The organism is Pararhodobacter sp., from assembly GCF_034676075.1.
Classification (GTDB): Bacteria; Pseudomonadota; Alphaproteobacteria; order Rhodobacterales; family Rhodobacteraceae; genus Pararhodobacter.
Genome location: NZ_JAUCCQ010000017.1, coordinates 26,095 through 48,582 on the forward strand (window position 1 = coordinate 26,095; position 22,488 = coordinate 48,582).

A 22,488-nucleotide genomic window follows, 5' to 3' on the forward strand; every position below is an offset into this window, starting at 1 on the left:
TGGGCGAATGGATTTCCCTTCGCCCATGGTCAAGCTGGTTCTGATGCACAAGGCGGACTCGATCTATGACGACGAGCCCGATTCCGTCTATGACTTCCCCCGCCCCTATCTGAGGGCGGTGCAGGAGGCTGTCGGCGACTGGGTGATCTATTACGAACCCGTCAAGGCCGGGCCCCGGGGTTACTTCGCCGCCGCCCGCATCCAGCAGGTCATCCCGAAGCCCGACGCCGAGGGGCGCTATCTCGCGCTGATCGCCCCGGGAAGTTTCCTGCCCTTTGATCGCGAGGTTCCCCGGCTCATCGACGGCCGTCCCCTCGAAGCCGCCCTGACCGAGGCCGATGGGTCACCGCGCCGTGGTGGCGCCACCCAGCTTGCTGTCCGCCGCCTGCCTGACGCCGACTTTGCCCGCATTGTCGATCTCGGCCTGCCCGAGAATCTGGAGACGATCGAGGCCCAGCGCTGGGATCCCCGGCCGGTCGCCCTGGCCGAACCCGCCCTGGCCTTCCATCGCCCGGTGCTGGAGCGTCTGACGCGCCGCCCCTATCGCGAGGTCGCCTTCCGCCGCAAGGTTCGGGAGGCCTATGATTACCGTTGCGCCGTTTCGGGCCTGCGCCTGCGCAACGGCGGCGGCCGCCCCGAGGTACAGGCGGCCCATATCCGCCCGGTCGAACAGCAAGGCAGCGATTCGGTCCGCAACGGCCTCGCGCTGTCGGGAACCTTGCACTGGATGTTCGACCGGGGCCTCGTTTCCGTGGCCGAGGATCTGACGATCCTGGTCTCGCGCAACAAGGTCCCGTCCGAGGTCGCAGACCGCCTGATCCAGCCCGGCGGCAAGCTCCGCCTGCCCGCCGATCCGCAATGCTGGCCCCATCCCGCCAACCTGCGCTGGCACCGGGAGAACGTCTTCGGCCAAAGCCACCCGGACGATCCGACACCCTGGTAAAGGGAAAGGCGCAGCCCACGGGCCGCGCCTTCATCTTTGTTCCGGAAATATCCTCGGGGGTTCCTCAAGGGGGTAGAAAACCCCCTTGAGCGGGGGGTGCGGGGGTGAGCGGCGTCTCGGAAACGCGCCAGTGGCGCGCCTCTCGCCGCGAACGCCGCGCCCGTGGCGCGGCCGGACCTTGGCCCCCCGCTTCCCCCGTCAGGCGTGGATCGCGCCGTCGCCGCAGGCCAGCGCGGCCTCGCGCACCGCTTCCGAATAGGTCGGATGCGCGTGGCAGGTCAGCGCCACGTCCTGCGCCGAGGCGCCGAATTCCATCGCCACGCAGATCTCGTGGATCAGGTCGCCCGCGCCCGGGCCGATGATGTGGCAGCCCAGCACCCGGTCGGTTTCCTTGTCGGCCAGGAGCTTGACGAAGCCCTCGGCCTGGAACACCGCCTTGGCGCGGGCGTTGCCCATGAAGGGGAACTTGCCGACCTTGTAGGCGACGCCGGCCTCTTTCAGCTGCTCCTCGGTCTGGCCGACCGAGGCGACTTCGGGCGTGGTGTAGATCACGCCCGGGATCACGCCGTAATTCACATGCCCATGCTTGCCGGCGATCACCTCGGCCACGGCCATGCCCTCGTCCTCGGCCTTGTGGGCCAGCATCGGGCCGACCACGGCGTCGCCGATGGCGTAGATGCCCTTTACATTGGTCGCCCAATGCCCGTCGATCTTCACCTGACCGCGCTTTTCCAGCTCGACGCCCAGCTCGGCCAGACCCAGCCCGTCGGTGAAGGGTTTGCGCCCCGTGGCGACCAGCACGACCTCGGCCTCCAGCGTGTGCTCGCTGTCGTCCTTCTTCAGCTTGTAGGTCACGGTGGCGCCGCCCTTGCCCTTCTCGGCCTTCTGCACGGCAGCGCCGAGGATGAACTTGAGGCCCTGCTTGGTCAGGATCTTCTGGAACGACTTGGCGACCTCGGCGTCCATGCCGGGAGTGATGGCGTCGAGGTATTCGACCACCGTCACCTCGGCGCCGAGGCGCTTGTAGACCGAGCCCATCTCCAGCCCGATGACGCCCGCGCCGATCACCACCACCGATTTCGGGATCTTACCCAGCGCCAGCGCGCCGGTCGAGGTGACGATCACCTCCTCATCGACCTCGACGCCCGGCAGCGAGGCCGCTTCCGACCCCGTGGCGATGACGATGTTCTTGGCGTTGTGGACCTCGTCGCCGACCTTGACCTTGCCAGCCTCGGGGATCGAGCCCCAGCCCTTCAGCCAGGTCACCTTGTTCTTCTTGAACAGGAATTCGATGCCCTTGGTGTTGCCGTTCACCACGTCCTGCTTGTAGGCCTGCATCTTGTCCCAATCGACGGTCGGATGCGCGCCCATCAGGCCCATCTTCTCGAAATTCTCGTGCACCTCGTGCAGCTGGTGCGTGGCGTTCAGCAGCGCCTTCGAGGGGATGCAGCCGACGTTCAGGCAGGTGCCGCCCAGCGTTTCGCGCCCTTCGACGCAGGCAACCTTGAGGCCCAGCTGCGCCGCGTGGATCGCGCAGACATAGCCGCCGGGGCCCGCGCCGATAACGATGAGATCGAAGTCAGCCATAATGTCGTCCTTCCGTATGCCCCCGCGGGGCCTTGGTGCGGCGGCCTAAAGCAGCGCCGCGATCAGCATCAGCATCGTGGCGAGGAACCCCACGACCCAGATGGCCGAGCGCCAGGGCGCCCAGCCGAGGAGATAGGCGGGCACGTAGAGCACGCGCGCGCCGAGATAGGTCCAGGCCGCGGCCTGGGTCACGTCCGAGGATTGGCCACCCGCCACCACCACCAGCACGGCGGCGGTGAACATCACCAGCCCCTCGAAATGGTTGGTCATCGCCCGCTGAGCACGGCCCGCGAGGCCGGTCAGCTGGCGCGGCTCGTCGCGGGGCGAGGCGGCATAGCGCGGCCCGACCTGCATCTGCGCACTGACCGAGAAGATCGCGAATTGCAGGCCCTGCAACAGGACGGCCAGCGCCAGCACGGTGAGTTCCGGCGTCATCATCAGATCAGCCCCAGCACCAGCAGCGCCAGCGTCGCCACGAAGCCCGCGAACCAGATGACCGAGCGCCAGGGCACCCAGGCCAGGGCATAGGCGGGCACATAAAGGACCCGCGCCGCGACATAGGCCCAGGCCAGCGCCGCGGTCCAGGTCGAGGTCTTGCCCGCCAGCACCACCACCAGCACGGCGATGATGAAGGGGCCGACATTCTCGGTGAAATTCGCCGTGGCCCGGCGCAGGCGCAGGCTGATCGGCGACAGCCGGTCGTCGAGGTTCTCGCGCGTGCCGGCATTGCCGTCGCGGCCGATGTCACGGGTAAGGAAGCGCTGCGCCACGAAGATCGTGGCGAAATGCACCAGCGCGACGGCGGAAAGGGCGGCGAGTTCGGGGCTCATGCCCGCAACTCGATGGGGGTGCCGTCGGGCACCAGCGACCAGATCTGCCGGATCTCGCGGTTGGTGACGGCGATGCAGCCGGCGGTCCAGTCGCGCGAGCGCTGCAGCGCGCCGAGGAAGCCCCAGCCGTTGTTGATGCCGTGGATCATGATGTCCCCGCCCGCGCTGCGGCCATACGAGGCGGCGTAGGCCACGTCCTGCTCGTTCGGGTACGAGATATGCAGGCTCAGGTAGGAGACCGAATTCGGATTGCGCCAGTCGATGGTGTAGAGCCCTTCGGGCGTGCGGCCATCGCCCTCGAACCGCTTCGGCCCCTCATTGGCCCCGTCGCCCATCGAGATGCGGTATTCGCGGATCGCCGCTCCCTGCCGGAACAGGATCAGGCGGCGGGCCGCCTTCAGCACCAGGATGTAATCGGCCTGTTCATGGGCCGGGGCCATGGCGGGCGGCGCGCGGCGGTTCTGCGCCTCGGCCGCGGGGGCGAGCAATGCCGCGGCGGGCAGCGCCACGCAGAGGCGCAGCAGGGCACGGCGGGACAGGGAGGGAGGCGTCGTGGGTTTCATCGGAGCACCGGGCGTAGGATGGGCAATATTGCCCATCCTACAGGGTGAGAGTCACAGGTCCATCACCAGCCGATCACAGGTCCATCAGCAGGCGGCGGGGATCTTCCAGCGCTTCCTTGACGCGCACCAGGAAGGTCACGGCGCCCTTGCCGTCGACGATGCGGTGATCGTAGCTCAGCGCCAGATACATCATCGGCCGGATGACGATCTGACCGTTCACCACCACCGGACGGTCCTGGATCTTGTGCATGCCCAGGATGCCCGATTGCGGCGGGTTCAGGATCGGCGAGGACATCAGCGAGCCATAGACACCGCCGTTCGAGATGGTGAACGAGCCGCCCGCCATCTCGGCCATCGACAGCTTGCCGTCACGGGCGCGCAGGCCCAGCTCGCCGATCTTCTTCTCGATCGCGGCAAAGCTCATCTGGTCGGCGTCGCGCACCACGGGAACCACGAGGCCAGTCGGCGTGCCGACCGCCACGCCCATGTGGACGTAGTTCTTGTAGACGATGTCCTGGCCGTCGATCTCGGCGTTGACCTCGGGCACTTCCTTCAGCGCATGGCAGCAGGCCTTCACGAAGAAGGACATGAAGCCGAGCTTCACGCCGTGCTTTTTCTCGAACTGGGTCTTGTACTCGTCGCGCAGGCCCATGATGCCGGACATGTCCACCTCGTTATAGGTGGTCAGCATGGCGGCGGTGTTCTGCGCGTCCTTCAGGCGGCGGGCGATGGTCGCGCGCAGGCGGGTCATGCGCACGCGCTCTTCGCGGGCCGCATCCTCGGCCGGGACCGCACCGCGCGGAACCGTGACGGGCGCCGGAGCCGGGGCCGGAGCGGACGAGGTGCCCGAGGCCACGGCCTTCTGCACGTCTTCCTTCATGATCCGGCCGTCACGACCGGTGCCGGTGACCTGATCGGCGGTGAGGCCGGCCTCGGCCATCGCCTTCTTGGCCGAGGGCGCATCCTCGCCCGCTTTGGCGGCGGGGGCGGCAGCGGCGGCTTCGGCCTCTTTCGGGGCTTCCTTCGCGGCTTCTTTCGGCACCTCGGCAGCCTTGGCCGGGGCGGCACCGGCGCCGCCTTCGGTCAGGATCGCCAGCAGCGCGTTGACGCCGACCGTCTCGCCCTCCTGGGCGATGATCTCGGACAGGACGCCGGCCGAGGGTGCGGGCACTTCGACCGTCACCTTGTCGGTTTCCAGCTCGCACAGCATCTCGTCGGCCGCGACGGCGTCACCCGGTTTCTTGAACCAGGTGGCGATGGTCGCTTCCGAGACGCTTTCCCCCAGCGTGGGCACGCGGACTTCGATGCTCATGACTTCAGTTTCCTTCCGACGAGGTCAGCGCTTCGTTGACCAGCGCTTCTTGTTGCGACTTGTGCTTCGACGCGAGGCCCGTGGCGGGCGAGGCCGAGGCGGCGCGGCCGGCGTACCGGGCGCGGGTCTGTTTGGCGCCGATCTGCGTCAGCACCCATTCGAGGTTGGGCTCCATGAAGGACCAGGCGCCCTGGTTCTTCGGCTCTTCCTGGCACCAGACCATTTCGGCCTGCGGGAAGCGCGCCAGTTCCTGACGCAGCGATTGCGTCGGCACCGGATAGAGCTGTTCCACACGCAGCAGATACACGTCATCGAGCCCGCGGGCGTCCCGCTCGGCCAGCAGGTCGAAATAGACCTTGCCCGAGCACAGGACCACGCGCTTGATCTCGGCATCCGGTTTCAGCGTCAGGGTCGAGGCGGTGCCGCGTTCGGCATCGTCCCACAGCACGCGGTGGAAGGTCGAGCCTTCGGCGAAATCCTCGGCCTGCGACACGCAGAGCGGATGGCGCAGCAGCGATTTCGGCGTCATCAGGATCAGCGGCTTGCGGAAGTCGCGGTGCAGCTGGCGGCGCAGGATGTGGAAATAGTTCGCCGGGGTCGAGCAGTTGGCGACGATCCAGTTTTCCTCGGCCGACATCTGCAGGAAGCGTTCCATCCGGGCCGAGGAGTGTTCAGGCCCCTGCCCTTCGAAGCCATGCGGCAGCAGCACGACCAGACCCGACATGCGCAGCCATTTCGATTCCGACGAGTTGATGAACTGGTCGAACATGATCTGCGCGCCGTTGGCGAAATCGCCGAACTGCGCTTCCCAGAGCGTCAGCGCGTTCGGTTCGGACAGCGAATAGCCGTATTCGAAACCCAGCACCGCGTATTCCGAGAGCATCGAGTCGATGACCTCGTAGCGGGCCTGACCCGCGCGGATGTGGTTCAGCGGATAGTAGCGTTCCTCGGTCGTCTGGTCGACGAAGGCCGAATGCCGCTGCGAGAAGGTGCCGCGCGTGCAATCCTGACCGGCCAGACGGACCGGGAAGCCCTCGACCACCAGCGAACCGAAGGCCAGCGCCTCGGCCGTGGCCCAGTCGAAGCCCTTGCCGGTCTCGAACATCGCCTTCTTGGCTTCGAGCTGACGGGCGACGGTCTTGTGCAGGTCGAAATCGGCCGGGGCCGTGGTCAGGGCCTTGCCGATCTCGGCCAGCGTCTCGGACGAGATGGCGGTCTGGCCGCGCTGGTAATTCTCCACATCCTTCGGCTTCAGCGTCTTCCAGCGCCCGTCCAGCCAGTCGGCCTTGTTGGGGCGGTATTCCTTGGCGATCTCGAACTCGCCGTTCAGATGCGCCTGGAAAGCGGCCTTCATGTCGTCGATCTCGCCCTCGGGGATGAGACCGTCCTGCACCAGCCGCTCGGTATAAAGCTGCAGCGTTGTCTTGTGGCGCTTGATGTTCTTGTACATCGCCGGGTTGGTGAACATGGGCTCGTCGCCCTCGTTGTGACCGAAGCGGCGGTAGCAGAAGATGTCGATGACGACATCCTTGCCGAATTGCTGGCGGAACTCGGTGGCAACGCGGGCGGCGTGCACCACGGCCTCCGGGTCATCGCCGTTGACGTGGAAGATCGGCGCCTCGACCATCAGGGCGATGTCGGTCGGATAGGGCGACGTGCGCGAGAAATGCGGCGCCGTGGTGAAACCGATCTGGTTGTTGACGATGATATGGATGCAGCCGCCGGTGCGGTGCCCCTTGATGCCCGAGAGCTGGAGGCATTCCGCCACCACGCCCTGACCGGCAAAGGCCGCGTCCCCGTGCAGGAGGATCGGCAGGACCGAGCGGCGCTCGGGGTCGTTCTTCTGGTCCTGCTTGGCGCGGACCTTGCCCAGCACGACCGGGTTTACCGCCTCGAGGTGCGAGGGGTTGGCGGTCAGGCTGAGGTGCACGACATTGCCGTCGAACTCGCGGTCCGACGAGGCGCCGAGGTGGTATTTCACGTCGCCCGAACCGTCGACGTCCTCGGGCTTGTAGCTGCCGCCCTGGAATTCGTTGAAGATCGCGCGGTAGGGTTTCGACAGCACATTGGCCAGCACCGAAAGGCGCCCGCGGTGCGGCATGCCGATGACGATTTCCTGCACACCCAGCGCGCCGCCGCGCTTGATGATCTGCTCCATCGCCGGGATCAGCGCCTCGCCGCCATCAAGGCCGAAGCGCTTGGTGCCCATGAACTTGACGTGGCAGAACTTCTCGAAACCCTCGGCTTCCACCAGTTTGTTCAGGATCGCCCGGCGACCCATCTTGGTGAAGGTGATTTCCTTGCCATAGCCCTCGATCCGCTCTTTCAGCCAGGCGGCCTCGGCGGGGTTCGAGATATGCATGAACTGCAGCGCGAAGGTGCCGCAATAGGTGCGCTTCAAGATCTCCATGATCTGCCGCATCGAGGCGACCTGCAGCCCCAGCACGTTGTCGATGAAGATCGGGCGGTCCATGTCGGCCTCGGTGAAGCCGTAGGACGAGGGATCCAGTTCCGGATGCATCGACTCGTCGCGCATGTTCAGCGGGTCGAGGTCGGCGATCAGGTGGCCGCGGATGCGGTAGGCGCGGATGATCATCAGCGCGCGCAGGCTGTCGAGGACAGCGCGCTGCACCTGGGCGTCGGTGATCTCGACGCCTTTCTCGGCGGCGACCGACTTGATCTTGTCGCCCGCGGCCTTGCCTTCCTTGGCGGCGGCAGCGGCCGGCCACATGCCGGTCAGCGCCGCGGTCAGGTCATCGGCGGGCTGCGGCGGCCAGTCGGTCCGTGCCCAGCTCGGCCCCTGCGCCTGACGGGTGGCGGTGACGAAATCATCGCCGTTCGCCTCGAAGAACTGCGCCCAGGCCGCGTCAACGCTGCTGGGGTCCTGCGCGTAGCGGGCCTGCATCTGGTCGATGTAGGCCGCGTTCGCACCATCGAGGAAGCTGGTCGCCTGGAATTGGGAAGTGGGGCTTTGCTCGGTCATTATGTCCTCCTGGGGATCAGGATGGGGATCAGAGGTCTGCGCCGTTGCCGCCTTGCGGCAGGGCGAAGTAGTTGAAGGCTAGATAGGGGTAACGGCGGTACGAGGCGAACAGCTCGGGGCTGATCGCCGGGCGGTCGTAGTAGAGGTCGAAGGCCGCGTGGATGCGGTAGCCATGCCCCGCGGTCAGGTAGTCGAAGAGCTGGTCGGCAAGCCCCGCGTCGATCGAGGCATCGCCCAGCGCGCCCGCTTCGAACAGGATGACCGGCCGCTCGCGGCTGAGCAGCGCCTCGGCGCCGCGCAGCGCGGGGTATTCGAAGCCCTCGACGTCGATCTTGAGGAAATCGACCCGGGCCTCGCCCATCAGATCGTCGATCCGCCGGGCGGGCACGCGGATCTCGCGCGTGGCGCCGCGGTCCGAGCGGTCGGCCAGCGAGGAAAAGCCGGGTTGGATCAGGTTCTCGTAGAAGCTGACCTCGCCCGGGGCATCGCTGACCGCCACCGCATGCACGGTGGCGCCGACGAAGCGGCGGGCCAGCTGCGCGGCCTTGCCGGGGCTGGCCTCGACAATGGTCAGCTTCCCATGGGGCGCGAGTTGCTGCAGGCGGTAGCTGATCGAACCCAGATGCCCGCCGACATCGAGGCAATGCCAGTCCGGTTTCACCAGACGGGTCAGCACCGCGTCGATCATCGCGTCTTCCTGGCGCAGCAGGCCCAGCTCGGGATGGCCCGCGCCCTTCAGCCGGGCGGCGGTGTGGCGCAGCCAGTTGGCGGGCGCCGCAAGCGGCGAGGTGCCCACGCGATGCTTCAGCCGCAGGCCGAGCGGCAGCGGGAAACTGTCGGTCATGCCCGGCCTCCCCGGTCAGCTGCGGCGAGAACAGACAACGCCCGGGGCGTCTGCGCGCCGCGGGCCAGGGTCGAGAGGGTCGGGGCGAGCAGGGGCTGGGTCATCCGTCCGCTGGCTCCTCGATCCGCTCCAACCGATAGGCATCGGTCAGGGGCGTCCGCGGCGGCTCCGAGGTCAGCCGCGACCAGATGGAAACCATCCGGTAGCGGGTTTCGGTCTGCATGTTGATCGCCGTCTCGTCGAAACGCAGCGCCAGGGTTTCCAGATGCGGCAGATCCTCGGGCTCGCCATAGCGGTCGAACATGGCCCGCAGGTCATCGCTCGGCGGACCGGCGAAATAGCAGCTGACATGCTCGGTCCCCTCGGGCGTCTGGCCGATCGAGATGGCCAGAAGCGCGCCCTCCCGCTGCCAGAGCGAGATGGTCCCTTCCTCGATCATCGCCGCGAAATTGGCCGCCAGCCGCGGCGCCGCGGCAAAGCGCGAGGCCAGATCCGGCATCCCGTTGGTGAAGGGCAGGATATGGGCGATCGCCAGATCGCCCAGCGCCCCCTGCGGGTCGGCCTCGGCCGGGGTGAAGCCGTAGCGCAGCATCTGCTCACGCTTTTCCGGCCCGGTGGTCATCGGGTCGGAACAAAGCGCGGAGGCATCCTCCAGCGCCCCCGCCAGGGCAGGCCCGGCGAGAACGGCAGAGAGCAGCAGAGCGGCGAACGGCTTCAGCATCGGCTCAGCCCTTGATGGCCTTCATCACGGCTTCGCCCAGCGAGGCGGGGCTGTCGGCAACGATGATCCCGGCCGATTTCATGGCCTCGATCTTCGATTCCGCGTCGCCCTTGCCGCCCGAGACGATGGCGCCGGCATGGCCCATGCGGCGGCCGGGAGGAGCGGTGCGCCCGGCGATGAAACCGGCGGTCGGCTTCCAGCGGCCCTTTTTCTTCTGGGCTGCCAGGAATTCCGCCGCTTCTTCCTCGGCCGAGCCGCCGATCTCGCCGATCATGATGATCGACTGGGTCTCGGGGTCCGACAGGAACATGTCGAGCACGTCGATATGCTCGGTGCCCTTGATCGGGTCGCCGCCGATGCCGACCGCGGTCGACTGGCCGAGGCCCAGATCCGAGGTCTGCTTCACCGCTTCATAGGTCAGCGTGCCCGAGCGCGACACGACGCCGACCGAGCCACGCTTGTGGATATGGCCGGGCATGATGCCGATCTTGCAGGCGTCGGGGGTGATGACGCCCGGGCAGTTCGGCCCGATCAGGCGCGACTTGGAATCGACCAGCGCGCGCTTCACCTTCATCATGTCGAGGACCGGGATCCCCTCGGTGATGCAGATGATCAGCTCCATCTCGGCGTCGATCGCTTCCAGGATCGAATCGGCGGCGAAGGGCGGCGGCACGTAGATGACCGAGGCGTTGGCGTCGGTCACGTGCTTGGCTTCATGCACCGAGTTGAAGATCGGCAGATCCAGATGGGTGCCGCCGCCTTTGCCGGGCGTGACGCCGCCGACCATCTTGGTGCCATAGGCGATGGCCTGTTCCGAGTGGAAGGTCCCCTGCGAGCCGGTGAAGCCCTGGCAGATGACCTTGGTGTTTTCGTTGACGAGAATGGCCATTGCTTCTTAACCCTTCACAGCCTTGACGATCTTCTGCGCGGCGTCCGACAGGTTGTCGGCGGCGATCACGTTCAGGCCGCTTTCGTTGATGATCTTCTTGCCGAGTTCCACGTTCGTGCCTTCCAGACGCACGACCAGCGGAACCTTCAGGCCGACTTCCTTCACCGCGGCGATGGTGCCTTCGGCGATGATGTCGCAGCGCATGATGCCGCCGAAGATGTTCACCAGGATCCCTTTGACGTTCGGGTCCGAGGTGATGATCTTGAAGGCCTCGGTCACTTTCTCTTTCGTGGCGCCACCGCCGACGTCGAGGAAGTTGGCGGGCTCGGCGCCATAGAGCTTGATGATGTCCATGGTGGCCATGGCGAGGCCCGCGCCGTTCACCATGCAACCGATCTCACCGTCCAGCGCGATGTAGTTCAGGTCGAACTTCGAGGCGGCGAGTTCCTTGGGGTCCTCTTCCGTCTCGTCACGCAGCGCGGCGATGTCGGCGTGGCGGTAGATCGCGTTGCCGTCGAAGCCCACCTTGGCGTCCAGCGCCTTGAGGTTGCCGTCGGTCATGACGATCAGCGGGTTGATTTCCAGCATCTCCATGTCCTTCTCGATGAAGGCACGATAGAGGTTCTTTACCAGGGCCACGCATTGCTTGACCTGGGCGCCGGTCAGTCCCAGCGCGAAGGCCACGCGGCGGCCGTGGAAGTCCGAGAGCCCGGTGGCCGGGTCGACGCTGAACGAGAGGATCTTCTCGGGCGTGTGGGCCGCGACTTCCTCGATGTCCATGCCGCCCTCGGTCGAGCAGACGAACGAGACGCGCGACGACCCACGGTCCACCAGCAGCGCCAGATAGAGTTCGCGCTCGATGTCCGAGCCGTCCTCGATATAGATGCGGTTGACTTGCTTGCCCGCCGGGCCGGTCTGGTGGGTCACGAGGGTCCGGCCCAGCATCTGCTTGGTCATCGCCTCGGCTTCTTCCACCGATTTGGCGAGGCGGACACCGCCCTTTTCGCCCGCTTCGGCTTCCTTGAACTTGCCCTTGCCGCGGCCGCCGGCATGGATCTGCGCCTTCACGACCCAGAGCGGACCGTCCAGCTCGCCTGCCGCCGTCTTGGCGTCTTCGGCGCGAAGGACCACACGGCCGTCCGACACCGGCACGCCGTAGCTGCGAAGCAGGGCCTTCGCCTGGTATTCATGGATGTTCACGGAACTGCCCCCGTCTGCTGCGAATTTGGGCGTGTCATGCCACAAAGGCATCGTGGCACAAACCGCTATTTCATGCAAAACTGCGCGATCAGGGGTTTTTCTTCGGTTTGTGATCACGCCCTGAAATCGCGTGATCACAACTGACGAGGACGTGATCGCCCCGCCCTGAGACCCCGTGCTGAGACTCGGCCGCCCGGCGGCACCAGGCTGTGAAAACCGATGACGAACCCGCCCGCGCCCTCTCCCCTCCCGGCCATGCTGCGCCCGGTGCTGACGCTGGGGATCACCCAGATCGTCGGCTTCGGCACGATCTATTACGCCTTCGGGGTGCTGGTCGCGCCGCTCTCGGCCGAGCTGGGGCTCAGCGTGACGCTGGCTTACGGCCTTCTGTCGCTGGGCCTGCTGACCGGCGCCATCACCGCGCCCATCGCAGGGAAGGTGATCGACGCACGGGGCGCGCGCGGGGCGATGGCGGTGGGCTCGCTCGCCGTGGCGCTGGCCTTTGCGCTGCTGGCTTTCGTCGAGGGAGCCTGGAGCCTTGGCGCCGCCCTGATCCTGATGGAGCTGATGGCGCCGCTGGTCCTCTACGATGCGGCCTTTGCCGCGGTGGCGCAGGCGGTGGGCGAGGGCCGCGCCCGCCGGGCCATCACGCTGACCACGCTGCTGGGCGGCTTCGCGTCGACCGTGTTCTGGCCGCTGACCCTGCTGCTGTCGGAGAGCTTGGGCTGGCGGGGCGCCTTCCTCGCCTTCGCGGCGCTGCACCTCTGCCTCTGCCTGCCGCTGCATCTGTCGCTGCCGCGCCTGAACCGGGGCGGCCCGGGCGCCGCCCCCTCGAAGCCCGCCTTCCCTCCCCTGCCGAAGGCCCTGCAAAGCCGGGCCATGGTGCTGCTGGCGCTTGGCCTGTCCTCCAGCTGGGCGATGATGTCCGCCTTCAGCGCGCAATGGGTACCGGTGATGGCGGCGGTCGGGCTGTCGCAGGGGCTGGCGGTCAGCGCGGGGGCGCTGATGGGCCCGGCGCAGGTCGGCGCCCGGGTGCTGGAAATGGTCTTCATGAGCCACCGCCACCCGATGAGCACGGCGCTTTTCGCCATGGCCTGCCTGGCGGTGTCGATCGTGGTGCTGGTGCTGGCGCCAGTGGGCTTTGCCTCGGCCGCGGTCTTTGCCGTGCTCTTCGGCGCCGGTCAGGGGCTGGCGACGATGGTGCGGGGCACGGTGCCGCTGGCGCTGTTCGGGCTCACGGGCTATGCGGCGCGGCTGGGCAAACTGGCCAGCCTGCGCTCGCTGGTCGCCGCCATTTCGCCCTTCGCCATGGCCGGGTCGCTGGCCACGCTCGGCCCCGGGACCACGCTCTGGCTGGCCGCGGCGCTGGCGCTGGTGTCGATGCTGCTGCTGGCGGCGGTGCCCTGGCGGGTTACAGCAGAACCGGCGTCCGGTCCCCGCTGACATAGCGCCTGAGGACCGCGGGATAGAGCGCATGCTCCTGCACCAGCACCCGCGCGGCAAGGCTGTCGGCGTCGTCGCCCGGCAGGACCGGGACCCGCGCCTGACCCAGGATCGGACCATCGTCCAGCACCGAAGTCACTTCATGCACCGTGCAGCCGGCCTCGGCGTCGCCCGCGTCGAGCGCCCGCTGATGGGTGTGCAACCCGGGGTATTTCGGCAGAAGCGAGGGATGGATGTTCAGCATCCGCCCGGCGTAGCGCCCGGTGAAGCCCGCGGTCAGGATCCGCATGAAGCCCGCCAGACAGATCACATCCGGCGCCGCGGCGTCGAGTTGCCGGACCAGCGCCGCCTCGAAGGCCGCGCGGTCGCCCTTGAAAGGGCGGTGATCGACGGCGGCCACGGGAATGCCCAGCGCCGCCGCGCGTTCCAGCCCCTTGGCGGAAGGGTCGTTCGACAGGACCAGCACCGGCCGCGCCGGATGGTCCCCCTGCATCGAACGCGCCAGCGCGATCATGTTCGAGCCGCCGCCCGAAATCAGGATCGCGACGCGTTTCACAGGATGGCGCCGGTGTAGGTCACGCCCTCGCCCGGGGTCACATGGCCCAGCCGGAAGACCTGCTCGCCCGCGCCGATCAGCAGCGCTTCGAGGTCGTCGGCCTTGGCCGGATCGACCACGGCGATCATGCCGATCCCCGAATTGAAGGTCTTCAGCAGTTCCGGCTCGTCCAGCTCGGCCACCTCGGCCAGCCAGCGGAAGACCGGCGGCAGTTCCCACGACCCCAGGTCGATGGTGGCGCCCAGCCCCTCGGGCAGGACGCGCGGCAGGTTCTCGGTCAGGCCACCGCCGGTGATATGGGCCAGCGCATGCACACCGCCCGCCTGGATCGCGCCCAGCGCCTGCCGGACGTAAAGCCGGGTCGGCGCCAGCAGCACCTCGCCCACGGTCCCCGCCTCGAAGGGACAGGGATCGTCCCACGACAGGCCCGCCTTCTCGACCACCTTGCGGACCAGCGAATAGCCGTTGGAATGCACTCCGTTCGAGGCCAGCCCCAGCAGCACGTCCCCCTCGGCGACGCCCTGCGGCAGATCCTCGCCGCGCTCCATCGCGCCGACGGCAAAGCCCGCCAGGTCGAAATCGCCCTTGTGATACATGCCCGGCATCTCGGCGGTTTCGCCGCCGATCAGCGCGCAGCCCGATTTGGCGCAGCCCTCGGCGATGCCCTCGATGATGCGGGTCGCCTGATCCACGTCCAGTTTCCCGGTCGCGAAGTAATCGAGGAAGAAGAGCGGCTCGGCCCCCTGGCACACCAGATCGTTGACGCACATCGCCACCAGATCGATGCCGATCGTGTCCACGTTGCCCGTGTCGATGGCGATCCTGAGCTTGGTGCCCACGCCATCGGTCGCCGCCACCAGGATCGGATCGTTGTAGCCCGCACCCTTGAGGTCGAAGAGCGCGCCGAACCCGCCCAGCCCCGACATCGTGCCCGGCCGCGAGGTGCGTTTCGCCGCCGGTTTGATGCGGTCGACAAGCGCGTTGCCGGCGTCGATATCGACACCCGCCTGAGCGTAGGTGAGTCCCTTGTTCCCGGTCATCGCGTTCCCTCGCGCTGGTTTGGCGCCGCGTTACCCTATCCGCGTGCGGTCTTCAATGCGGCTGAGGTTTCCCCGGGCGCGAAACAATGCCATCATCGCCCGATGAGCCCCGACCGCGCCCCCGTGAACGATTTCTGTGCCGCCCTGCCGGGTGCCACGCGCTCCGACCCCTGGGGCGGCGGGCATGACGTGTGGAAGGTCGGCGGCAAGATGTTCGCCTCCATCGGCGCGGTGACGCCCGGGGTCAGCGTCAAGACCGACAGCCGCGAGACGGCGGCGATGCTGATCGAAGCGGGGGTCGGCACCCGGGCGCGCTATTTCCACGCCAGCTGGATCACCCTGCCCCTCGACGCCCCGCATGAGGAATTGCACCACCGGCTGCTCGCGTCCTACCGGCTGGTCCGGGGGGCGCTGCCGAAGAAGGTGCAGGCCACGCTGGGCTGAGGCTCAGCTGCGCGCGGGCGGGCGGCGCGGGTTCAGCACCGGCGCCGGGCAGAGCGCCGCCTCGGCCTCGGTCAGGGGACGGAGGCCGGTGGCGCGCCAGCCATCGGGCGGCCCGACCCGCAGCCCGGGCGCCGGGCGCGCGTCGCTCAATCCCACCGCCGTGGCCCGGCGGGCGCCGCGGGCCTCCCAGGCGTGATGCTCGGCCCGGGTCAGGCGGTCCTCCAGCGCGTCGATGTAATAGGCCACGTCACGTCCCAGCCGGGCCGAGCGCTGGCTGGCGTTCGTCACCCGTGCCACCCTTGCATAACCGCGCCGGACCTGCGCGGGCAGCGCGCCCTCGGGCAGCGCCGCCAGCACCCGGCGCAGGATGCGCCGGACCTCGACATTGCGCACCCTTGTATGGGCGGCGCGGTCGGCGAAGAAGGCGAAGTCGATCTCGGTCGGCTCCAGCCCCGCATCGCGCCAGGCATCGAGGAAGATGCGGATCTTGCCGCCGTCGAAACTGGCGGATTCATAGACCGCCTCGTAGATCGCCTGCACCGCGGGGTTCTGGCCCAGCCGGGCGAAACCCTGCGACCAGATTTCGCGCCGCGGCAGGTCCAGATAGACGCCGCAGAGATAACGCCTGAGTTCACCGTCGCGGCCCCAGCGGTCGGCCTCGCCGGGTTCGGCGCCTTCCTCGGCATTCCCGAAGCGCAGATCGAACATCCGCCGCACCGGCGCGGCCTCCTCGCCGAAGGCGCTGTCGATCAGCCGGGTATCCAGCGCCTCGACCCGGGCTAGGATCGACAGGATCTCGTGCCCGTGGCCTGCGGTGGCGCCATTCGGCCCCCAGGTCAGATACGAGGCCGGATCGTTGGTGAAACAGGGCTGATCGGCGGTCGAGGCATCATAGACCTCGCGGTTGTTCTGGCAGAAGTTCCAGGCGGCGCCCCGGGTGATGTCGGTCCCCTCGAACGCGAGCAGCAGCGCCCGCATCCGCATCCGCGCATCGGGCGGCGGCAGGGCGGGCAGCAGGACGGACCACAGCGCCTCGGTCACCGCGCCTTGGGTGGCTTCCGAGCCCTCGGGCAGGCGGGCGGCGATCGGCGAGCAGGCGGCGACGCGCTCCAGCGCGCTTTGGGTCTGGCGGCCGAACATGCCGTCCGTCTCAATCCCGGCCTCTTCGCCGCAGGCCAGCAGCGCCAGGTTCACGGCATGCTGGAGCCGGGCGATCTGCCCGGTCGCGCCATCGATCAGCACGCCCGAGGCCTCGCCCGCCGGATCGCCGGTATAGCGGTAGAGCACCCGGTCGACGCCCCCTTCGCCCGCCTGATCGGCGCGGGCCCCGCTGCCGAGGGTCAGGGCGACAAGGATCGCGGCGCGGGCGATGACCATCAGGGGGCGGTTCCAAAATTCACGAAATAAGCGCCATTTTAGGAAGTGGGCGGCAGGGGGGTCAAGCAGATCGGCGCCCCGACGGATCACGGTTGCGCCAAGCCGGGCTGGCGCGGCTTCTTGACCCGGGCGCTCACCCTGCTAATCAGGACGCGGCCGGGCCTGTAGCTCAATGGTCAGAGCAGGGCGCTCATAACGCCTTGGTTGGGGGTTCGAGTCCCTCCGGGCCTACCATCCCCTCTCCAGACGGCACGGGTCCGTCAGACGGCGGGTGCCTGACCCTCCCCTGCCCCCTCAATGGAAATCCCGGCTCGGGAACAGGCGTTTGGCCTGGTCGCGGGGATGCATGGCGCGGGGGGCCGGGCGGGGGCGCGGGGCGTTGTCGGTCTGCGGTGTGGTCTGGCCGATGGCATCGTCCATCGGATGGCCCAGATAGGACAGCCGGTGCGAGACATCCTCGATCTGCTGGGCGATCAGATGCACGACGATGCCCTCGCGCTGCAGCGTGCCCGTCACCCGCAAAAGCCGCCCGCCCATCACCGCCCGGCGGAAGGCATCGTAGACCTTGGGCCAGACGACGACATTCGCCACCCCGGTCTCGTCCTCGAGCGTGAGGAAGATCACCCCCGAGGCGGTGCCGGGCCGCTGGCGGGTGATGACCAGGCCGCAGACGGTGGTACGCTGCACCGGCGCGGTGAGCAGCGCGTCATGGCAGGTCAGGCCGGGCATCGCCGGGCGCAGCAATTCCATCGGATGGGCGCGCAGCGTGAGGCGGGTGGCGATGTAATCCTCGACCACCTCCTCGCCCAGATGCATCTGCGGCAGGCTGACAGCGGGCTCGTGGATCACCTCGCCGTCGATCGGATCCTTGAAGAGCGGCAGCTGCGCCGGGGCGCGGATGGCGCGGACCTGCCAGAGCGCGTCGCGCCGGGTCAGCCCCATGGCGGAGAAGGCATCCGCCTCGGCCAGACGTTCCAGCGCCGCGGGCGCCACCCCGGCCCGCAGCCAGAGGCTTTCGGGATCGCGGTAGCCGTTGCCGCGCGACGCCGTGATCCAGGCCGCGTCCTCCTGCCGGAAGCCCTTGATCTGCCGGAACCCCAGCCGCAGCGCCAGCCCGCCGTCGGGGCGGCGTTCCAGCGTGTTGTCCCACTCGCTGCGGTTGACGCAGATCGGCCGGACCTCGACCTGATGCTCGCGGGCGTCGCGCACGATCTGGGCGGGGGCGTAAAAGCCCATCGGCTGGGAATTCAGCAGCGCACAGGCGAAGACCGCCGGGTGATGGCATTTCAGCCAGGCCGAGACATAGACCAGCAGCGCGAAAGCCGCCGCGTGGCTTTCGGGAAAACCGTAATCGGCGAACCCCTCGATCTGGCCGAAGCAGCGGGCGGCGACATCGGCGTCATAGCCGCGGGCCATCATGCCGTTGACGAACTTCTCGCGATGCTCGCCGATGGTGCCCATGCGGCGGAAACTGGCCAGCGAGCGGCGCAGGTGGTCGGCCTCTTCGGCGCTGTAGCCCGCGCCCACCACGGCGATCTGCAGGGCCTGTTCCTGAAACAGCGGCACCCCCAGCGTGCGGCGCGTGACCTCTTCCAGCGCCGGGCCGAAGGGTTCGGCCGCCTCCAGCCCCTGACGGCGGCGGATATAGGGCTGGACCATGCCGCCCTGGATCGGGCCGGGGCGGACGATGGCGACCTCGATCACCAGATCGTAGAATTCGCGCGGCTTCATCCGCGGCAGGAAGTTCATCTGCGCCCGGCTTTCGACCTGGAACACGCCGACCGCATCGGCGACCTGCAGCATGCGATAGGTCCGGGGGTCTTCGGCGGGCACGCTGTCCAGCGCCAGCGTCAGCCGGTCATGGTCGCGCAGCAGGTCAAAGGCCTTGCGGATGCAGGTCAGCATGCCCAGCGCCAGCACATCGACCTTGAGGATGCCCAGCGTGTCGATGTCGTCCTTGTCCCATTCGATCAGCGTGCGGTCCTCCATCGCCGCGTTCTCGATCGGTGCCAGCTCGTCCAGCCGGCCCCGGGTGATGACGAAACCGCCGACATGCTGGGACAGATGCCGGGGAAAGCCGATGATCTCGCGGATCAGGCGGATCGTCTGGGCCAGACGCCGGTCCTCAGGGTCGAGCCCCAGCTCGCGGATGCGGTCCAGCTTGGGCCCCTCGCTGGAATAGCCCCAGATCTGCCCCGACAGATTGGCCGTCACATCCTGGCTGAGGCCCATGACCTTGCCCACCTCGCGGATCGCCGCGCGCGAGCGGAAATGGATCACCGTGGCGCAGAGCCCGGCCCGGTGGCGGCCGTATTTCTGATAGATCCACTGGATCACCTCTTCGCGGCGCTCGTGCTCGAAATCGACGTCGATATCGGGCGGCTCGCCGCGGTGGCGCGAGATGAAGCGCTCGAAGACCATGCCGATCATCTCGGGCTTCACATCGGTGATGCCCAGCAGGTAGCACAGGATCGAATTGGCGGCCGAGCCGCGTCCCTGGCACAGGATCCCCTGCCCGCGCGCATAATGCACGATGTCGTGGACGGTCAGGAAATAGGCCGGGTAGTTCAGTTCCTCGACCACGGCCAGTTCCTTGGCCAGCAGGGTGCGGGCCTTGTCGGTCGCGCCCTGCGGATAGCGCCGCGCCAGCCCCTCATGGGCCAGCCGGGTCAGGCGTTCCATCGGCGTCTCGCCGCCCTCGGCGATCTCGTCGGGGTATTGGTAGCGCAATTGCGACAGGTCGAAAGTACAGCGGGTGGCGATCTCCAGCGTGCGGCGCAGGGCGGCGGGATGGGCGTGGAACAGCCGCTGCATGTCCGCCGCGCCCTTCAGGCGCCGTTCGGCATTGGCCAGCGCCCTGGTGCCGATGGCGTCGATGGTGCAGCCTTCGCGCAGGCAGGTCAGCACATCGGCCAGCTGCCGCCGCGCCGCGCGATGCATCAGCACATCGCCGACCGCCACCATCGGCGTGGCGCAACGCAGCGCCAGCCGGGCGCAGGCGGCAAGCCAGGCCTGGTCCGAGCCGTCATAGCGCGGCGCGGCGCCCAGATGGACCTGCCCCGGAAAGCGGCGGCGGAAGGTCTGGAGGTCCACCGCCGCCGCCTCCAGATCCCGGGCCAGCGCGATCAGGATCAGCCCCTCGCCCCCTTCCAGCAGATCGGCGCGGTCCAGATGGCATTCCCCCTTCCCTGCCCGCCGCTTGCCCAGCGTCAACAGCCGGGTCAGCCGCTGATAGGCGGCCAGATCGGTCGGCAGGGCGATCCATTCGACCGGGCTGTCGCGCAACACCAGCCGGGCGCCGACGATCAGCTTGGGCAGGGACGCGCCCTCGGGGCGGGGCAAATCCTCGGGCTCGCCGATCTCCTGGCGCGAACAGGAATCCACCCGGTGCTGCGAGCGGATCGCGACAGTCTTCGCCGCCGCCTCCCGCAGGATCTGCAGCGCGCGGTAAGCCCGCACCACGCCCGCCAGCGAATTGCGGTCGGTGATGGCGATGGCCTCGAGCCCCAGCTCGGCGGCGCGCGTCACCATCTCCTCGGGATGCGAGGCCCCGGTGAGAAAGGTGAAATTCGAGGTCACGCATAATTCGGCATAGCCGGGCCGGGGGCTCATGCGAATTCCCCCTGCACGAACCAGCCCGGGTTCTGCGGCGTGTAGAACAGCCACAGCCGCCGCCCCTGCACCGTTTCGACCTGCCAGTAATCGCGCATGCCGCTCTGCCAGGCCTCGTCGATCAGCCACCATTCCGGCGAGATCCGCTCGGGCCCGGTGGCGCGGCCGGTGGTCAGGGTCATCCGGCGCCAGACGAACTGCCGGGGCGGACGCGGGCCGGTGACGGCCAGCGGTTCGGGCGGGAACAGCCAAACGGGGCGCGGGCGCGGGCTGGCCCAGCCGTTCCCGGGGCTGGAAAAGGCCGCCGGGGCGATGGTGAAGGCCTGTTCGGGGATATGGCTGTCGGCGGGCAGGTAGCGGATTACGTTCTCCAGCCCGATCCGCGTGCCGATGCGGGTGATCAGATCATCCAGCCGCCCGGGATCGCGGGTCCCGGTCTGGGCGATCTGCTCGACCGGCAGGGGCTCGACCGTCACCGCCTCGAGCCGCATCTGGTCGATGCCGAAACCGGCATCCACCTCGTCCACGCCGCGCTCGAAGAGCGGCAGGATGCGGGCCGGATCGCGCAGGGGCCGGGCCAGACGCAATTCCACGGCGCGGTAATCGCCATCCACCCGGCGCAGGCTCAGGCACAGCACCCGCGCCCCGGTCTGATGATCGGTGAGCTTGCCGCAGAGCCGCTCCAGCAGCCGCGCGGTGCCGGCCATGACATCGGCGGTCCGCCCGATCGGCTCGGGCAGGGTCATGCGCACGGCGTAATGCGGCGGCTCGGCCTCGGGCGAGATCTGCTCGGGCCGGGTGCCCAGCGCCTGATCCAGCCGCAACAGCAGCTCGGCGCCGAAGCGGCGGGCCAGCGGCGCGCGCGGACTGGCCGCCACCTGGCCGATGCTGCGCAGCCCCATGCGCTGCAGGCCGGTCACCGTCTCGGGGTCGAGGCGCAGGGCCGCGATGGGCAGGCTCTCCAGCGGCCCCTCGGCGCCATAGCGCGCCCGGGCCCAGGCGGCGCCCCGCGTGCCGCCGGTCCCGGCCTCGACCGCCAGCCCCGCCCGGGTCAGCCGCGCGGTGAGGCTGGCGATCATCGCCGCCTCGCCGCCGAACAGATGCGCCGAGCCGGTGATGTCCAGAACCAGCCCGTCCGGCCCCTCGAAGCCGACCCAGGGGCACCAGCGCGTCGCCCAGCGGCGCAGCAGGGCCAGAAAGCGCTGATCCTCGACCGGATCGGCCGGGCGGCTGGACAGGTCGGGGCAGAAGGCCCGGGCATCGGCAAAGGCCATGCCGCGCTGCAATCCCCGGGCCTGCGCGGCCTCGTTCAGGCAATGGACCCGGTTGGCATTGCCCTGCTGCAGGGTCAGGACGAAGGGTCCCTCCTGCGGGTGCGCGCGCAGAACCCGGTCACTCGCGAACCGGGGAAACCACAGCGACACGATGCGCCTCTGGGTCCCATCGAACATTCCAGGCCTCACATGTTCCTGATTTGTTCTTAATAAGACTCCAGCGCTGACGAGTCGAGTCCTGCGCGTCGAAGACCGGGTTGCAATGCCAGCGCGTCTCGGCCGCGTTCGAGCCCATGCCCTCGGGGATCAGGCACAGCCCGGTCGTCCCCCCGGCCCGCGCCGCCAGCTGCAGCCGGCGCCCGGTGGTCAGGCCGATCGGCGCCGTCAGTTCCAGCACCACGAAGGGGGCGGCGCCATCGCGCAGCGCCTCTTCGCCGACGGCGAGCGTGTCGTTCTGGTCCCCGGTCTGCGCCAGGATCAGCCGCGCCGGGTCGAGCCCCTGAAAGCCCAGGGGATTGAGCTGTTCGGACCGCCAGCCCTCGCGCACCCAGATCACATCGCCCCCGCTCAACGCCGCCGTCCAGAGCGCGAAACTCGCGGCCGAGGGGCCACAGGCCTCGTGCACGCGCGCGGGACGGAGGGGATAGGCGGTCAGACTGGACGAGGGCACGGGCGGCTCCGGCTGGGTCAGGGTCGAAACCTACATGAAGCGCGCGGCGGGCCGAAGTCGAGTCCCCCCTGCCCCGCCGATCCACGCCCATGCAAAAGCCCCGGCGCGTCAACGCCGGGGCCATCGCCGGAAGCTGGCTTGAGCCCTCAGCCCTGCAGATCGGCCCACATCTGCTGATCGCGCTCGGCGGTCCAGATGCG

At 68.5% G+C, this 22,488-nt stretch carries 19 protein-coding genes and 1 tRNA gene; 4 read left to right on the forward strand and 16 right to left on the reverse strand.

From position 1 onward, the window contains the following. Window positions 1–25: 25 nt before the first annotated feature. The gene (locus VDQ18_RS08065) at window positions 26–943 is read left to right on the forward strand and encodes an HNH endonuclease (protein WP_323020463.1); all 918 of its coding nucleotides are present in this window, start codon (window positions 26–28) and stop codon (window positions 941–943) included. Window positions 944–1,141: 198 nt separating this feature from the next. On the opposite strand, the gene lpdA is transcribed toward VDQ18_RS08065, so the two are convergent. The 10 genes from lpdA to sucC all read right to left on the reverse strand — a co-directional run bounded on the left by lpdA (window position 1,142) and on the right by sucC (window position 11,872). After that, on the reverse strand, window positions 1,142–2,530 hold the full coding sequence (gene lpdA, locus VDQ18_RS08070) for a dihydrolipoyl dehydrogenase (protein ID WP_323020464.1): 1,389 nt from the start codon (window positions 2,528–2,530) through the stop codon (window positions 1,142–1,144). A gap of 45 nt (window positions 2,531–2,575) precedes the next feature. Then, complete coding sequence (locus tag VDQ18_RS08075) at window positions 2,576–2,965, reverse strand: MAPEG family protein (protein ID WP_323020481.1); 390 nt, start codon at window positions 2,963–2,965, stop codon at window positions 2,576–2,578. 2 nt (window positions 2,966–2,967) lie between these two features. Further along, a complete protein-coding gene (locus VDQ18_RS08080; RefSeq protein WP_323020465.1) occupies window positions 2,968–3,360 on the reverse strand; it encodes an MAPEG family protein in 393 nt (130 codons plus the stop codon). Continuing rightward, on the reverse strand, window positions 3,357–3,923 hold the full coding sequence (locus VDQ18_RS08085) for a L,D-transpeptidase family protein (RefSeq protein ID WP_323020466.1): 567 nt from the start codon (window positions 3,921–3,923) through the stop codon (window positions 3,357–3,359). The genes VDQ18_RS08080 and VDQ18_RS08085 overlap by 4 nt, the downstream gene beginning before the upstream one ends. Window positions 3,924–3,996: 73 nt before the next feature. Continuing rightward, window positions 3,997–5,235, reverse strand: a complete 1,239-nt coding sequence (gene odhB, locus VDQ18_RS08090; protein ID WP_323020467.1) for a 2-oxoglutarate dehydrogenase complex dihydrolipoyllysine-residue succinyltransferase — start codon at window positions 5,233–5,235, stop codon at window positions 3,997–3,999. Window positions 5,236–5,239: 4 nt separating this feature from the next. Further along, the gene (locus VDQ18_RS08095; protein WP_323020468.1) at window positions 5,240–8,218 is read right to left on the reverse strand and encodes a 2-oxoglutarate dehydrogenase E1 component; all 2,979 of its coding nucleotides are present in this window, start codon (window positions 8,216–8,218) and stop codon (window positions 5,240–5,242) included. Window positions 8,219–8,246: 28 nt separating this feature from the next. Next, on the reverse strand, window positions 8,247–9,062 hold the full coding sequence (locus tag VDQ18_RS08100) for an FkbM family methyltransferase (protein WP_323020469.1): 816 nt from the start codon (window positions 9,060–9,062) through the stop codon (window positions 8,247–8,249). A 100-nt stretch (window positions 9,063–9,162) separates the two neighbouring features. Then, window positions 9,163–9,783 (reverse strand): hypothetical protein, encoded by a 621-nt coding sequence (locus VDQ18_RS08105; protein WP_323020470.1) that lies wholly within the window; start codon window positions 9,781–9,783, stop codon window positions 9,163–9,165. A gap of 4 nt (window positions 9,784–9,787) precedes the next feature. After that, window positions 9,788–10,672: a succinate--CoA ligase subunit alpha gene (sucD, locus tag VDQ18_RS08110; protein WP_323020471.1), complete on the reverse strand. Its 885-nt coding sequence runs from the start codon at window positions 10,670–10,672 to the stop codon at window positions 9,788–9,790. A 6-nt stretch (window positions 10,673–10,678) separates the two neighbouring features. Further along, entirely contained in the window at window positions 10,679–11,872 is a 1,194-nt protein-coding gene (gene sucC, locus VDQ18_RS08115) for an ADP-forming succinate--CoA ligase subunit beta (RefSeq protein ID WP_323020472.1), read from the reverse strand. 219 nt (window positions 11,873–12,091) lie between these two features. Here sucC and VDQ18_RS08120 point away from each other — a divergent pair, with 219 nt between their 5' ends. Then, the gene (locus VDQ18_RS08120) at window positions 12,092–13,315 is read left to right on the forward strand and encodes an MFS transporter (protein ID WP_323020473.1); all 1,224 of its coding nucleotides are present in this window, start codon (window positions 12,092–12,094) and stop codon (window positions 13,313–13,315) included. On the opposite strand, the gene purN is transcribed toward VDQ18_RS08120, so the two are convergent. Next, entirely contained in the window at window positions 13,284–13,871 is a 588-nt protein-coding gene (gene purN, locus VDQ18_RS08125) for a phosphoribosylglycinamide formyltransferase (protein ID WP_323020474.1), read from the reverse strand. The genes VDQ18_RS08120 and purN overlap by 32 nt on opposite strands. Beyond that, window positions 13,868–14,911, reverse strand: a complete 1,044-nt coding sequence (gene purM / locus VDQ18_RS08130; RefSeq protein ID WP_323020475.1) for a phosphoribosylformylglycinamidine cyclo-ligase — start codon at window positions 14,909–14,911, stop codon at window positions 13,868–13,870. Before purM ends, purN begins: the two co-directional genes overlap by 4 nt. Before the next feature lie 102 nt (window positions 14,912–15,013). Here purM and VDQ18_RS08135 point away from each other — a divergent pair, with 102 nt between their 5' ends. Further along, entirely contained in the window at window positions 15,014–15,355 is a 342-nt protein-coding gene (locus tag VDQ18_RS08135; protein ID WP_323020476.1) for an MmcQ/YjbR family DNA-binding protein, read from the forward strand. Window positions 15,356–15,358: 3 nt separating this feature from the next. Here the strand turns inward: VDQ18_RS08135 and VDQ18_RS08140 are convergent, their stop codons facing one another. Further along, entirely contained in the window at window positions 15,359–16,732 is a 1,374-nt protein-coding gene (locus VDQ18_RS08140; RefSeq protein ID WP_323020477.1) for a hypothetical protein, read from the reverse strand. Window positions 16,733–16,890: 158 nt separating this feature from the next. Here VDQ18_RS08140 and VDQ18_RS08145 point away from each other — a divergent pair. Beyond that, window positions 16,891–16,966: transfer RNA gene (locus VDQ18_RS08145), tRNA-Ile, on the forward strand. 60 nt (window positions 16,967–17,026) lie between these two features. On the opposite strand, the gene VDQ18_RS08150 is transcribed toward VDQ18_RS08145, so the two are convergent. Genes VDQ18_RS08150 through VDQ18_RS08160 form a run of 3 tightly spaced genes read right to left on the reverse strand, consistent with a single transcriptional unit; the run spans window position 17,027 to window position 22,288 of the window. Continuing rightward, entirely contained in the window at window positions 17,027–20,344 is a 3,318-nt protein-coding gene (locus VDQ18_RS08150; RefSeq protein ID WP_323020478.1) for an error-prone DNA polymerase, read from the reverse strand. Continuing rightward, entirely contained in the window at window positions 20,341–21,795 is a 1,455-nt protein-coding gene (locus VDQ18_RS08155) for a DNA polymerase Y family protein (protein WP_323020479.1), read from the reverse strand. The genes VDQ18_RS08150 and VDQ18_RS08155 overlap by 4 nt, the downstream gene beginning before the upstream one ends. After that, a complete protein-coding gene (locus VDQ18_RS08160; protein ID WP_323020480.1) occupies window positions 21,737–22,288 on the reverse strand; it encodes a hypothetical protein in 552 nt (183 codons plus the stop codon). The genes VDQ18_RS08155 and VDQ18_RS08160 overlap by 59 nt, the downstream gene beginning before the upstream one ends. Between the last annotated feature and the right edge of the window lie 200 nt (window positions 22,289–22,488).